The organism is Acinetobacter thutiue (assembly GCF_030385805.1).
GTDB classification, from domain to species: domain Bacteria; phylum Pseudomonadota; class Gammaproteobacteria; order Pseudomonadales; family Moraxellaceae; genus Acinetobacter; species Acinetobacter corruptisaponis.
Genome location: NZ_JAUDZE010000005.1, coordinates 15,052 through 27,736, shown reverse-complemented (window position 1 = coordinate 27,736; position 12,685 = coordinate 15,052). Strand labels below are relative to the sequence as shown.

The following is a 12,685-nucleotide window of genomic DNA, read 5'->3' as shown; positions in this document are numbered from 1 at the left end:
GGGGCATGATCTAGTGTAATAGATCATGCCTTGATCAGCTTAGCGGAATAGGGTTTTCAAAAGCAGTTTGTGCGCTGCTTTATTGTACGGCGGCAAAATAAATTTGAGGCTGTACAGTTTCGGGCTAACAGGATTGGACATCATTGAGCGCTCATGCGAGAAGCTGAAGAAGCCTTCCTTACCGTGGTATTTACCCATACCTGACGCACCGATACCACCGAATGGCAGGTCATCCTGTGCCACATGGGTCAGTACCTGGTTGATGCCAAAATGTCCTGAATGGGTGCGTCCAGCAACATAGTCCGCACGTGCGCTGTCAATGTCAAAATAATAGAACGCCAATGGACGTGGACGGCTGTTGATGAACTGGATCGCATCTTCAATGTGCTCATATTCTAAAATAGGCAGAATAGGGCCGAAGATTTCATTCTTCATGATGTCCATTTCGGTGGTCACACCCGTCAAGAGTGTAGGGGCAATTTTACGAACCTCAGTTAAAGGCTCATTTTTGCTATTTAATTCAACAATACTTGCGCCCTGGTCACGTGCATCTTCCAGATAACCTTGCAGACGGTTGTACTGCTTGTCATTGACAATAGAGGTATAGTCCTTGTTGTCACGCAGAGTTGGGTACATCGTGTTCACAAAATCCTGATAGTGTTTTGTGAACTCTGCGGTCTTGCCTTTAGGCAGGAACATATAGTCAGGCGCAACACAGGTCTGACCTGCATTCCAGAGCTTGCCTACAGCAACACGTTGCGCCACATCACGGATATTCATTGAAGAATGGACCAGTGCTGGAGACTTGCCACCTAGTTCCAGAATCACAGGAACAAGGTTCTGTGAAGCGGCAGCCATCACGGTTTTACCGACAGAGGTTGAACCTGTAAAAATCATTTTATCGAAAGGCAGATGGCTGAACGCATCCGAAATGGCACCACCACCATTGACCACGGTCACCAACTCTTGAGGAAATGCTTCAGAAAGGGCATTTTCAAGCACATAACCGAAGTTTGATGATGCACTTGAAATCTTGATCATGGCATGGTTACCCGCAGCCAATGCACAGATCAGTGGACCAACTGAAAGTAGTAATGGATAGTTCCACGGTGCAATAATACCGATCACGCCTAATGGCTGATACTGTACCCAGCCTTTTGCAGGTTGGTGTAACATGCTGATATGGCGCTTAGAGGGCTGCATCCATTCAGTCAGGTTCTTGCTATAGTACTTGATATGCTCTAAACAGGTAAGAACTTCACCAATCTTGGTTTCCATAATGGCACGGTTGCCATAATCCTGACTGATTGCGTTCGCAAATTGATCTTGATATTTTACCAAGATGTTTTTAAGTCGGGCTAAGCGTTCAATACGTTCTTTTGCGCTTGGTACAGGATGGCGTTGGTAGGCTGCTTGCTGCTGCTCAAGCAAATCATGTAACCGTTGCACATCGACACGAGGTGTCATCGCGGTTGTTTTTGTTTGACTGTTCATAGGAGTGGACCAAAAGAAAGCTTATTATTTTTTAATTTTTAGAGTAAATACTCTAAAGTGTCAAGTCGCTTTATAGGTTTGTTTTATAACCTATTGATAATGTTATAGATGGTTAAAATCAATGTCGCATGCTAAACCGAACAAAACCAAAGATCGAATTTTGCAAATCAGTTTGCAGCTGTTTAATGAGCGTGGCGAGCGTTCGGTCACAACCAACCACATTGCGGCTGAACTGGGGATCAGCCCAGGCAACCTGTATTATCACTTTAGAAACAAGCAGGAAATTATTAAAGAATTAGCACAGCAATATCAGGCTGAAACTTTGGAAATGTTGGCATTACCAACAGATCGACCTTTAAATGCCAATGACAAAATCAGGTATTTTCAGGTGTTGAGCAACCAGTTATGGGCCTATCGTTTTATTCATCGTGATGTCTATCATCTGGTCGAAAATAATGAAGACTTTCGCAAAGTTTATCCACATTTTGCAGGTCAGGTGATGCAGCAGGGGCAGAAAATTTACCGTGCATTTGTGGATGCTGGCCTGATGAAAATGACGGACTCGGAAATTGAGGCATTGATCATCAACCTTTGGATTGTACTGACCAACTGGACCAACTTTTTGTATATGTCGGGCCATATCAGTGACAACAACCGTCTGGAGGAAAAGTGGGTCTGGCAGGCATTGCGTCAAATGGTTTTCCTGGAAGGCCCATATTTAATGGGGGAAAGCCGTCAGACCTACGAGCAGTTACTGCGCTCACTCGGTCCATCAGAATTGTTTGCCAGCCTCTCCAATCTTAAAAATGACGACGATGAGTAGGCTTCACCTATTTAGTCAATGACAAAAAAGCGCTAGAATGCTCGGCTTGATTTTAACTTGATTCGAATAAGTGATATTAACCACATGAACACGACCACTGCCCATACGGCACGACTACTGATTACTTGCGAAGACAAGCCAGGGATCGTGCAAGCTGTATCGAGCTTTTTGTATCATCAGGGAGCAAACATTACCGCACTTGATCAGTACGCAACAGAAGCTCAAGGCGGACGTTACTTTATGCGTGTTGAGTTTGAGCTGGATCATTTACAGTCCCGTAAAGAAGCCTTGATGCAAACCTTTGCGGCCAATGTTGCAGATCGCTATGAAATGCAATGGAAACTGACGTTTGTGGGTGAACTGAAGAAAGTCGGTATTCTGGTTTCCAAGGTAGATCATGCCTTGCTGGAGCTGTTATGGCGTCATGCGCGTGGTTCGTTGCCATGCGAAATCACTCAGGTGGTTTCCAACCATCCAGACTTACGCGAAGCGGTTGAGAATTTTGGCATTCCGTTCCATGTGGTGCCTGTCAACAAGGATAACAAGGTGGAAGCCTACGCCCAGATCAATGAGATGATGCAAGGCAACGACCTATTGATTCTGGCGCGTTATATGCAAATCCTGAGCGAAGAGTTTGTTTCGCAATGGGAAATGAAGATCATCAACATTCACCATTCATTCCTGCCTGCTTTCGTTGGTGCAAACCCGTATAAACAGGCCTATGAGAAAGGAGTGAAGCTGATTGGTGCCACAGCGCATTATGTCACTGCCGACCTTGATCAGGGGCCAATCATTGAGCAGGATGTTGAACGTGTCAGCCATGACTACAATGTTGAGCAATTGCGTGAGTTGGGCGAGGACGTGGAACGCAATGTATTGGCACGTGCAGTCAAATGGCATCTGGAAGACCGCATCATTGTCGATGGCAATAAAACCGTAGTGTTCTAATCTGTTATTGTGTATGCATTATGTAAAAAGAACATGCTGTAAGGCATGTTTTTTTATGCCTATTTTTCAATGGCTAATGATTATACAAGAAAAAATAGTTGCAAATGAAAACACTTCTCATTTATTATTAGCCCACTTTCATTGTTCTATCCGATGAGTGAAATCGTTTTTTATTTTTAAAGCGTCACCATCTATTAGGTACTTAGATTCTTATGAGTCAATCTCCTGCAATATTGAATACACCTCATCCGATGAAGAAAAAAATCATCGCTGCCCTCGTGGCGGTTGTGATTGGTCATGTGGGAGTTCTGTGGGCGGTGAGCCACATGAAAACGATTGAGTTAAGACCAGTCGAAAAACAGCCGCTCAAGGTCAAGTTCGTTAAAATTAAGGAACCACCGAAGCCTGAGCCACCGAAGCCTAAAGAAAAACCAAAGCCACCTGAACCGAAAAAAGAAGTGAAAGAGGTCAAGGTGGTTGAAAAGGCATTACCTCCACCACCGAAGAAGATTCAGCAGGTTAAAAAAGCAGAAACGCCAAAACCTGTGGTTGAGACAGTTGAGCCAAAGGTTGAATCTGTTGTGGTGAACACGACTGTCACAGAAAAAGTGATTGAGAAACCTCAGCCTGTTGTCGAAGCGCCTAAACTCGCAGCACCGCCAGCGGATCCATCTCCAAAACGTGTTTCAATTGGTGGTTCAGGCGTGCAGTGGAGCCGTTCACCAAAACTGTCAGTGTCCGCAAAAGATCTGGAAAACCAGCCGCGTTCAGCAATGGTGCTCATCGAAGCAGATGAGAAAGGTAAAATTACCAATGCCCGCATTACGCGCAGTAGTGGTTTGCCAAGTCTGGATGAAAAGATTTTACGTGCTGTCAGAAGTGCGAAATTTAAACCTTATATGGAAAATGGTGTTGCTTACCCAATTCGAGCAGAGCAACCGTTTGATCTTAGTCCTTAATCAATTTGAGTCCTCGCGACAGATAAAATCAGGAGTTCGTATATGAACTTTTCAGTTTATTGGCAACATGCAGATGCAGTAAGTAAAACACTGTATTTCATCCTTTTAGCAATGTCGATTGCGACATGGACTATTTTCATTCTACGCCTATTGGGAACACGCCAGTTGAAGCAACAGGCCTATGCCCAGCTCGCTCAGGCCTTGGCTACGCTGAAGTCTAAGCTACAGCCTTTAACCTTTGAACAGCGTAAGGCGGTTGCGGAACAGGCATTGCTTCGCCAGATTTCTGCCGAAAAGTCACAGGCGGAAAAAGGTGTCTCTGTTCTTGGGACGATTGCCTCACTTGCACCATTTGTGGGTTTGTTTGGTACGGTGTGGGGAATTTTCCATGCACTGGTCGCAGTGGGTAATAGTGGACAGGTAGGCCTGGCTCAGGTGGCAACTCCAGTCGGTGAAGCCCTGATCATGACTGGTCTTGGTCTTGCTGTGGCGATTCCTGCGGTACTTACCTATAACATCTGTGTACGTTTCAATCGTGGTTTGGCACATGACTTACAGGATCAGGCGCACAAGCTATTGATTGACACCATGTTGCAACAGGAAACAGCGGCAGTGCCAGAAACCAAGACAACGCAACAAAGCTTAGTTGGAGGTCAGGCTTAATGGGCTTTCAATTGGGTGAAGACCACGATAGTGGCATGAATGAGATGAACCTCATTCCTCTGATCGACATTATGTTGGTATTGATGATTATCTTTTTAGTCACAGCAACGGTTGCTAACCCATCAATTCCATTAAATTTACCACAAACTCAGGCAGAGATTCAGCCACCGCCACCAAAAGCGATGACCATTAGTATTAAAGCCAATGGTGAAATTTTCCTGGACGGGCAAAATCTAGGTTTAGCAGAGCTTGAAACCAGGTTGCAGGAGGCAGGGCAGGGCGAGCAAAAGCCAACAGTTCAACTGGAAGCGGATAAAGAGTCCAAGTATGATACCGTGGCTCAGGTGATGTCCCGTGCCAGTGAAGCAGGTTTAAGTGATATTGCTTTTGTAAGCAAAAACTAAATTTTCAATTCGCTAGATAAAAAGCAACTCAATGATGAGTTGCTTTTTTTATGTCTACTCAGTTTTGAGTAAGTCTACAAACCTGGAGCGTAGCTTGGAAAGCTTGGGTGGGATGCTAAAGTTGCAGTAACCCTGTGATGGGTTGCGGGCATAGAAATTCTGGTGATATTCTTCCGCAGAATAGAATGTAGGTGCTGGACTTAACTCGGTGACAATGTTGAGGTTTTCATCTTCCAGACCCTGAATGACCTGCTCAGCCTGCTGTTTCTGTTCATCATTGAAATAGTAGATGACGGAGCGGTATTGTGTGCCAATATCATTGCCCTGGCGGTTTAATGTGGTTGGATCATGTGTGGTGAAAAACACGTTCAGGAGTTGTGAATAGCTGATCTGCTGTTCATCAAAATCAATCAGCACCACCTCGGCATGCTGTGTATTGCCCTGACAGACCTGCTCATAACTTGGGTTGTGGACAATACCCCCCGCATAGCCACTCACCACTTTCTCTACACCTTTAAGCTGTAAAAACACAGCCTCTACACACCAAAAACATCCACCACCAAACAGTGCCTGCTGCATATATTTCCCTTTTCTAATTTTTCAGAATGCTATTAAAGTAAACGAAGTGCCTAAAAAGTAAAAGCCCGTATTTGAAACGGGCTTTTACTTTTTGGCTCAGGACATTATCAGTTCTTGAAAGGAAGTGGCTGAATAACCGTCACAAATTTCACTAAAGTTTGACCTGATTTGTCTAGAAACTTCAGCTCATGGCCTTTAATTTCATAACGATCTGTTTTTGCTAAAGCATCATTAAACTGACGGGAAACCGTGTCCTGTACGCCATGGCAAGCCATCAATGTACCTGCAATTTGGCCTAGGCTAAGCTGTTGGCCCTTGGTTTCATAGCTACCCTGAATCTTGTTACAGCCGTCAGCACCGCCAAAGCGTTTACTGTCTGTATCAAAAGACAGTGTTGGGCGGTTCGGGTTATCCAACTGGATTTTTGTCCCATTGACTTCGGTTGCAAACCATGGGGTATTCTGTAAAACAATCGCTGTTGAAGAGTTTGCGTTTAGGGAAGATTCAAGTGATGCACAGCCTGTAAATGCCAATGTTGCAGCTAAAGTGCTTGCCGCTAAAAAATTTTTTACCATAAGATAAACTCAGTTGTTTGTTTTGCTGGATATATTACATCAAAATATAATGTGAAATGATTCACGTTTTTATAAGTGTTTTTGTAGGATGAACGTAGTTTTTGGTAAATATTCACGTGAATTTATACTTAATTATTCACTCTTTGGTAAACCTGTTCGAATCAACCTGGAAAATGCCTCACTGCTTTGGTCTGACCGCTGCTCAAAATCTGCGGTACGAGTATTGATATGGGCCATCTGATACCATTCTTTCATGCTGTAGTTTTGATCCAGTGCCTTAAGATCATAGAGATAATTGGGTAGATAGCCTGATGCCAATAAACGGTAATCTTTAGGCAGTCGTTGTGGATTAATCGCCTGTACCATATCAAATACCAGCGTGGTACAGTTACTGGTCAGCGTGTTGTACCATTTCGCCTCAGCCCGTAATTCATCAGCCTTGTCGAGATACTCGATGAAGAGGGCCTTGCGTTCAGTGGCAGGCATTTTGATCGGGAATAGGTAGACCTGTTCATGGCGGATATTGCTTCGGGTATACACAATGTCTTTTTCGTCAGAGGCGACTAGGCTGAGTTCATATTTACGGAAAAAACCGCCAATGGCTGAAAACTCTTCACCTTTTTCTTTGCGAATTTCAATGGAGAAAACCAGGGGTTTTTGATCAGAGAAATCAAAGCTGACCAATGTATGTGCAATTTGTGGCCCCATCCAGTAGGAGGTAATCACATTCACGCCCGTGATTTTATTCAGGTCAATCTGACGGTCTTCCCAACGAATATCGTAGCTGCCATCTTTATGCCAGTCAAAATTGCGAACTTTATGCAAGGTTACAAGGTCACCTTGTTTTTCGTAGCTCAACTGTTCAGCAACTTCAGGATTCCAGTCTCGGTCCTGTCTTGCATCCAAAGAAAAATACCAGCCAAGTGAACAGGCAAACACCAGACAGTAGATGATGATGTCGGTACGGCGGCTAAATAAATGCCCACTGACATAAAAGCCAATCAGGCTTAGGGCAAATAAGCCCCAGATGACGATGACCACACGGCTGAGCACCGTTCCGAGGGGCTGTTGAATCCATAAGGCAAGGCATAACCAGATACTGGAGAGGATCACGAACAGGGCAAAAAGGCTGTGTAGGAAACCAATCCCTAGTGCAATAAAGAACTCTCGTGATCCAATGTTATGCATGAGCATCCGCAATCCATTTTTTATTTTTGGTAGGTTGCAAACTCGAACGCTATATTGGTTTTTTCATCAGTATGATGTTCTGAGTTTACTTTATGAAAATCCTCAGAGAGTTCTGGATAATGTGCGTCTCCCTGAACATCCAGATCCACATGGGTTAGTTCAAGGCGATCGGCAATCGCAAGTGTTTGGTTGAAGATCTCTCCTCCACCTATAATAAATAAGGATGACTTTTCAGCGTGTTGTACGTCTGTAAGTGCACCATCAAGTGCCTCTTCGATGCTGTGCGCCACCTTCACATCCTCATACTGCCATGACGGATCACGGGTAATCACCCAGTTCACACGGTTTGGCAGGGCACGTCCCATTGATTCCAGGGTTTTACGGCCCATGATCACCACACCGCCCTGGGTGATGGCCTTGAAATGCTTGAGGTCAGCAGAAATATGCCAAGGCAGGGCATTGCCCTTGCCGATGCAGTTGTTTTTATCCATTGCCACCACGTGAACAACTTCTATACCTTGCCATGCCATTTGATCGTCTCCCTAATCTGATTTTAAACTGCCACAGGTGCCTTGATCGCAGGGTGTGATTCATAACCCACAATTTCAATATCTTCAAATTTAAAATCGAAAATATCCTTGATGTCTGGGTTAAGCTTTAACTGGCACAACGGTAAGGGTGCACGCGTAAGCTGTAACTGGGCCTGCTCAAAATGGTTGGCATATAAATGCGTATCACCGCCTGTCCAGACAAAGTCACCTACCTCTAAACCGCATACCTGCGCAATCATATGCGTAAGCAGGGCATAGCTGGCAATATTGAATGGCACGCCTAAAAACACGTCCGCACTGCGCTGGTAAAGCTGGCATGACAGTTTGTTATCCTGAACAAAAAACTGGAACAGGGTATGACAGGGCGGCAAAGCCACTTTCCCAGCCTCGTTTGGATTCCAACCTGACACAATCAAACGGCGTGAATTGGGATTGGTTTTGATTTCATTGACCAGCCATTGGATTTGGTCAAAACCATTTTGCTGGTAGCTGCCATCCTGATTTTGTGTTGCGCCAAAGTTGCGCCACTGATGGCCATAAACTGGACCAAGCTCACCTTCTGGACGGCCAAAGCGGGCGGTTTGTTCCGCAGTTGCCCACTCATCCCAAATGGTGACTTTGTTGTCCTTGAGATATTGAACGTTGGTGTCACCTTTCAGGAACCAAAGTAGCTCAATCACAATGGAACGAAAGTGAACTTTCTTTGTGGTTAATAGCGGAAAGCCTTTGGAAAGGTCAAAGCGCATCTGATGACCAAATACTGAACGTGTACCCGTTCCAGTGCGGTCACCCTTGTCACCGCCATTGTCGAGGATATGTTGTAAAAGGTCTAAATATGTACGCATAACTTTCTCTAAAACATTCTGTGGTTAATCAAGATAGATGTTGAAACCAATGAATATGGAACAGCAAAATTGTTGTCATGATACCTTGATTGCGCTTGGCATGACACTTGCGATGTGTAGTATTTTTTCATTTTCCAATATAAAAAAGAGCGCTCAAGGCGCTCTTTCGTCAGCGGTCAAGCTTATTCTGTGATAAAGCTAACTTTACCATCCGCCAAGGATTTTACACGTGCCAACGACTCGACACGGTAGCCTTTCTCAAGTAAGACGTCACGGCCTGGCTGGAATGACTTTTCAATCACAATCCCGACCCCCACAACTTCCGCATTGGCCTGATGAATCAGGTCGATGAGGCCCAGTGCGGCCTGACCATTTGCCAGAAAGTCATCAATCACCAGCGCCTTGTCTGTTGAACTGAGATGCTTGTTTGAAATGGCAATGGTGCTTTCAGTTTGCTTGGTGAATGAGAACACTTTAGAGCGGTAAAGATCATCCTTAAGTGTTAAGGACTGATATTTACGGGCAAAAATCACAGGAACACCAAGTTCCAGACCCGCCATGATGGCTGGCGCAATCCCCGATGCTTCAATGGTGATGATTTTGGTAATTCCCGCATCTTTAAAACGAGCGGCAAATTCCTTACCAATCAACTGCATCAGTACAGGGTCGATTTGGTGGTTCAAGAAAGCGTCAACTTTCAAAACTTGGTCAGATAGAACGATACCTTCATTTAAGATTTTCTGTTCTAAAGCGTACACGGGAGAATCCTCTAAACGGATGCTTTTTCAAGCAAAGGCATATTTTAAAAAGCATCCAAAAAATTGCAAGCCAAAATTATCGGGTTGATGCAGTTTTCAACCCTATTTACACACTGAACCCGAAGCCGCGTCTTGTTTTAGAACTTAGTTGGTTTTCCCTGAATAGCCTGTCAATAAAAGGCCATAGGATGATTTGCCATCATTATGGGTCACTTTTACTGGCAGATAGTCGAGCTTTGGCGCCAGCCAGAAAACAGTGTTGCGTTCAGGTTTGTCATGCTGGAGCACCACCTTAATTGTGTTAAAAGTACCATAATTGGTCTTGATGGTTTCGTTACCCTGTTTCACAAAACGACGTTCATCCACCGCCTTGTCATCAGCAATCAAATAGCGCGTCTGGAGTGTGTTGCCATTCTTCAGGTCTTCACGCAACTGGAGTTCGGCGTTCAACTCATCCAGTGCACCTGCCTGCCAGGCGAATGAACGGGTTTTGTCATCCTTTTTGGTGTTGATCACCTTGCTGGCTGGATTAAAGTTGATGCTCATGGTGTTGTTGTGGATCAGGACTTTACTGCTGCGGCTAAATTTTTGTGAGGTGATTTTATTATCCGCAAGACTAAACTGACTGGTTTCAGTTGCGGATGCAATACCACCTGCCTTTGCATTGAATACATAGGTCCAGTTGTTGCCTTGTTGCGAAAGGGTACGTGTCGCAGAACCGAGATTCTTGTTGTTGTAGCTGAACTGATAACTCGCCTGAAAAGGGGCCATTGCCAATGCATGGCTCGATAAGCCTGCACATAGGATTGCAGCTGAGGTTACTGTCGTAAAACCAAGAACTTTCGATAATTTCTTTGTCATAACACGGTTTCCTTTGAGTGTATCGTAAAGTAGAACACTCATTTATCATTACGATTTATGGTTATTATGCCTGTAGATTATGAAGAAAAGATCAGGTTTTTTACTAAGCGCTTGTTAATTTTTCGTATAAAACATGAAGATGTATAGTTTTGAGGCGTGAACGATTTTATGACACGCCCCATGCATGCGATTTCCTTATCTTCTGGTATCTTTTTGCTGGATAGAGGTAACTTCAGTCTCGTCCAGCCCATCCTCATCAAAGTCATCTTCGTTGGATGGATACAGGATTGCAGCCAGATTGACATTGCCCCAGACAATCAATTCAGCGGGGCGTACTCTGGCACGGTTCACATGCACCTTGCCTAGCGTTTCGATGATGCTCGGCTTCTTGCTAAACCACTGGTTTAAATCCAGATAAAGCAAGTCGTCCTTGACCGAGACAATGTCAAAATGCTCCAGAATTTTACCCAGTGGGTCTTCCTCACGAAATTTCTGGTAATACCAGATTGCGGTGTGAAAACCCCATTTCAGGAAAATGTTTTTAAACCTTGCCTCAATCACCTGGGTGTTGCTGATCTGTTCAAATACCATCAATTGCACATCTTTATTCATTTCCATCTGAATCAGTTTCAGGTCCACGGAAAGCGTGGTGTGTATTCCCTTGACATCAAGTGTTGCATAAAGGCGTAGCCAGCCATCATAAAGGTCTGCATGCAGGTCCTTGATGATCTCCACTTTCTCGGTGACATAACGTTCCATTGTCGCATTCACAAACACCTGCGATAACGAAAACTCTCTTTCTTCTTCGATGAATTCTTCGGCTTTTTGGTAAACTTTACGTAGACGTTTAACAACGGATGAAATTAGCGTTTGCATAAAAGTTGTTCCAGAAAGTGAATTGTTTTTAATGCAATGCCACGATCTTTGTAATAACTAAAAAATAAAAATAAATTTCTAACTTGCAGTGTAGCAAAATTAATTGCTACATTTTCATAAAATGATGGTATGGAAACACTGTAGCTATAAGTGGATCACATTTTTGTAAAATTTTGAATATCGGTTAGGTTTTTATACGGTAACCACCGTTGGGGATGAGACATTTTTGTCGCTTGAATCGCATGTGGAAGAAAATAAATTTTCGTTCTGAACTGTCTCCTTATTGGTGGCAAGATCCAGTCTTTATTGCAGCAGTGGCTTTGGCGATGCTGTTGCATGGTGTTGTCTTGACCATTCAGTTTGCGATGCCATCACCTACCGATACCTCAACCAAGGAAATCGCGGTCACGGTTCATCCCAGCAAGGAGCAGGTGAAAGATGCCGACTTTTTGGCACAGGCTGACCAAAAGGGTTCAGGTGAATTCCGCGAGGCACACCTGATGTCGAGTGACATGCCCTCACCAATGCAGGCAGATGCAACGACAGGTGAGTCAGAACTGGAAAGTCTGGAAAAGGTTCAGCAAAAACGGGAATTAAAATTTGAGGAAAAAGTCTTGATGACCGTACTTAGCTGGCAGAAACAGGCTGAGCAGAGTGAACGGAAAAAGGCACTGGATGAATTGCAAAGCCAGTTTCAGGCGAAAGCTGCAATGGTGGCAAGCCTTGAGGCCCAGTACCTGAAACGCCAGCAAAACTTTAGCCGCAAACAGCGTATTAAAACGGTTGATGGCATTCAGGCAAAGCAGGATGCTTCGGCAGCTTATCTGGATAAGTTCCGTCAAAAAGTTGAGTTGTATGGCAACCGTTACTATCCAGATGAAGCAAAACAACAGCGCCTGTCGGGTGAAGTGCGTCTAATGGTCATCCTGAATGCGCAGGGGGGTATCCGTGCCATTCGCCTCATTGAAAGTTCAGGACATGCAATTCTGGATGAGGCGGCAAAAGCCTCTGTACGCCGTGGTGCACCATTTGGAGCTTTTGATGCCAATATGAAAGATATTTCTGAGTTGCGAATTGTGCGTACCTGGCGTTTTGACCCTGTCGATGCTGAATTTGAGGTCCATTAAGTCAGTATTTTAGGGTTTATAGAAAATTATTATT

The 12,685-nt window shown here is 44.4% G+C and carries 15 protein-coding genes; 6 read left to right on the top strand and 9 right to left on the bottom strand.

Features of this window, described 5'->3' with window-relative positions; all coding sequences use genetic code 11:
• Positions 1 to 39: 39 nt before the first annotated feature.
• Positions 40 to 1,494 carry a coniferyl aldehyde dehydrogenase gene (locus QTA56_RS11690; protein WP_267981121.1) on the bottom strand — a complete coding sequence of 485 codons (1,455 nt, stop codon included), beginning with the start codon at positions 1,492 to 1,494 and terminating at the stop codon, positions 40 to 42.
• Between the two features lie 121 nt (positions 1,495 to 1,615).
• Here QTA56_RS11690 and QTA56_RS11685 point away from each other — a divergent pair, with 121 nt between their 5' ends.
• The 5 genes from QTA56_RS11685 to QTA56_RS11665 all read left to right on the top strand — a co-directional run bounded on the left by QTA56_RS11685 (position 1,616) and on the right by QTA56_RS11665 (position 5,291).
• A complete protein-coding gene (locus QTA56_RS11685) occupies positions 1,616 to 2,317 on the top strand; it encodes a TetR/AcrR family transcriptional regulator (protein WP_267981120.1) in 702 nt (233 codons plus the stop codon).
• An 84-nt stretch (positions 2,318 to 2,401) separates the two neighbouring features.
• The gene (purU, locus tag QTA56_RS11680) at positions 2,402 to 3,265 is read left to right on the top strand and encodes a formyltetrahydrofolate deformylase (RefSeq protein WP_267981119.1); all 864 of its coding nucleotides are present in this window, start codon (positions 2,402 to 2,404) and stop codon (positions 3,263 to 3,265) included.
• A 212-nt stretch (positions 3,266 to 3,477) separates the two neighbouring features.
• Positions 3,478 to 4,224, top strand: coding sequence for a TonB family protein (locus QTA56_RS11675; protein ID WP_267981118.1), 747 nt, complete (start codon positions 3,478 to 3,480; stop codon positions 4,222 to 4,224).
• A gap of 42 nt (positions 4,225 to 4,266) precedes the next feature.
• Positions 4,267 to 4,887, top strand: a complete 621-nt coding sequence (locus tag QTA56_RS11670) for a MotA/TolQ/ExbB proton channel family protein (RefSeq protein WP_267981117.1) — start codon at positions 4,267 to 4,269, stop codon at positions 4,885 to 4,887.
• Positions 4,887 to 5,291 carry an ExbD/TolR family protein gene (locus tag QTA56_RS11665; RefSeq protein WP_267981116.1) on the top strand — a complete coding sequence of 135 codons (405 nt, stop codon included), beginning with the start codon at positions 4,887 to 4,889 and terminating at the stop codon, positions 5,289 to 5,291. Before QTA56_RS11670 ends, QTA56_RS11665 begins: the two co-directional genes overlap by 1 nt.
• Positions 5,292 to 5,345: 54 nt before the next feature.
• Here QTA56_RS11665 and msrA read toward each other — a convergent pair whose 3' ends face one another.
• The 8 genes from msrA to QTA56_RS11625 form a co-directional block, all read right to left on the bottom strand.
• Positions 5,346 to 5,870, bottom strand: coding sequence for a peptide-methionine (S)-S-oxide reductase MsrA (gene msrA / locus QTA56_RS11660; protein ID WP_267981115.1), 525 nt, complete (start codon positions 5,868 to 5,870; stop codon positions 5,346 to 5,348).
• 107 nt (positions 5,871 to 5,977) lie between these two features.
• Positions 5,978 to 6,445, bottom strand: coding sequence for an META domain-containing protein (locus QTA56_RS11655; RefSeq protein WP_267981114.1), 468 nt, complete (start codon positions 6,443 to 6,445; stop codon positions 5,978 to 5,980).
• A gap of 132 nt (positions 6,446 to 6,577) precedes the next feature.
• Positions 6,578 to 7,633: an Lnb N-terminal periplasmic domain-containing protein gene (locus QTA56_RS11650; RefSeq protein WP_267981113.1), complete on the bottom strand. Its 1,056-nt coding sequence runs from the start codon at positions 7,631 to 7,633 to the stop codon at positions 6,578 to 6,580.
• A 20-nt stretch (positions 7,634 to 7,653) separates the two neighbouring features.
• Positions 7,654 to 8,163 (bottom strand): dihydrofolate reductase, encoded by a 510-nt coding sequence (locus tag QTA56_RS11645; protein ID WP_267981112.1) that lies wholly within the window; start codon positions 8,161 to 8,163, stop codon positions 7,654 to 7,656.
• A gap of 23 nt (positions 8,164 to 8,186) precedes the next feature.
• Entirely contained in the window at positions 8,187 to 9,029 is an 843-nt protein-coding gene (thyA, locus tag QTA56_RS11640) for a thymidylate synthase (protein ID WP_267981111.1), read from the bottom strand.
• A 182-nt stretch (positions 9,030 to 9,211) separates the two neighbouring features.
• Positions 9,212 to 9,787: a xanthine phosphoribosyltransferase gene (locus tag QTA56_RS11635; RefSeq protein WP_004674619.1), complete on the bottom strand. Its 576-nt coding sequence runs from the start codon at positions 9,785 to 9,787 to the stop codon at positions 9,212 to 9,214.
• Positions 9,788 to 9,931: 144 nt separating this feature from the next.
• Positions 9,932 to 10,648 (bottom strand): DUF3108 domain-containing protein, encoded by a 717-nt coding sequence (locus QTA56_RS11630; protein WP_267981110.1) that lies wholly within the window; start codon positions 10,646 to 10,648, stop codon positions 9,932 to 9,934.
• Between the two features lie 195 nt (positions 10,649 to 10,843).
• A complete protein-coding gene (locus QTA56_RS11625; protein ID WP_267981109.1) occupies positions 10,844 to 11,524 on the bottom strand; it encodes a hypothetical protein in 681 nt (226 codons plus the stop codon).
• 242 nt (positions 11,525 to 11,766) lie between these two features.
• On the opposite strand from QTA56_RS11625, the gene QTA56_RS11620 reads away from it, so the two are divergent.
• Positions 11,767 to 12,651: an energy transducer TonB gene (locus QTA56_RS11620; protein ID WP_267981108.1), complete on the top strand. Its 885-nt coding sequence runs from the start codon at positions 11,767 to 11,769 to the stop codon at positions 12,649 to 12,651.
• Positions 12,652 to 12,685: the final 34 nt, after the last annotated feature.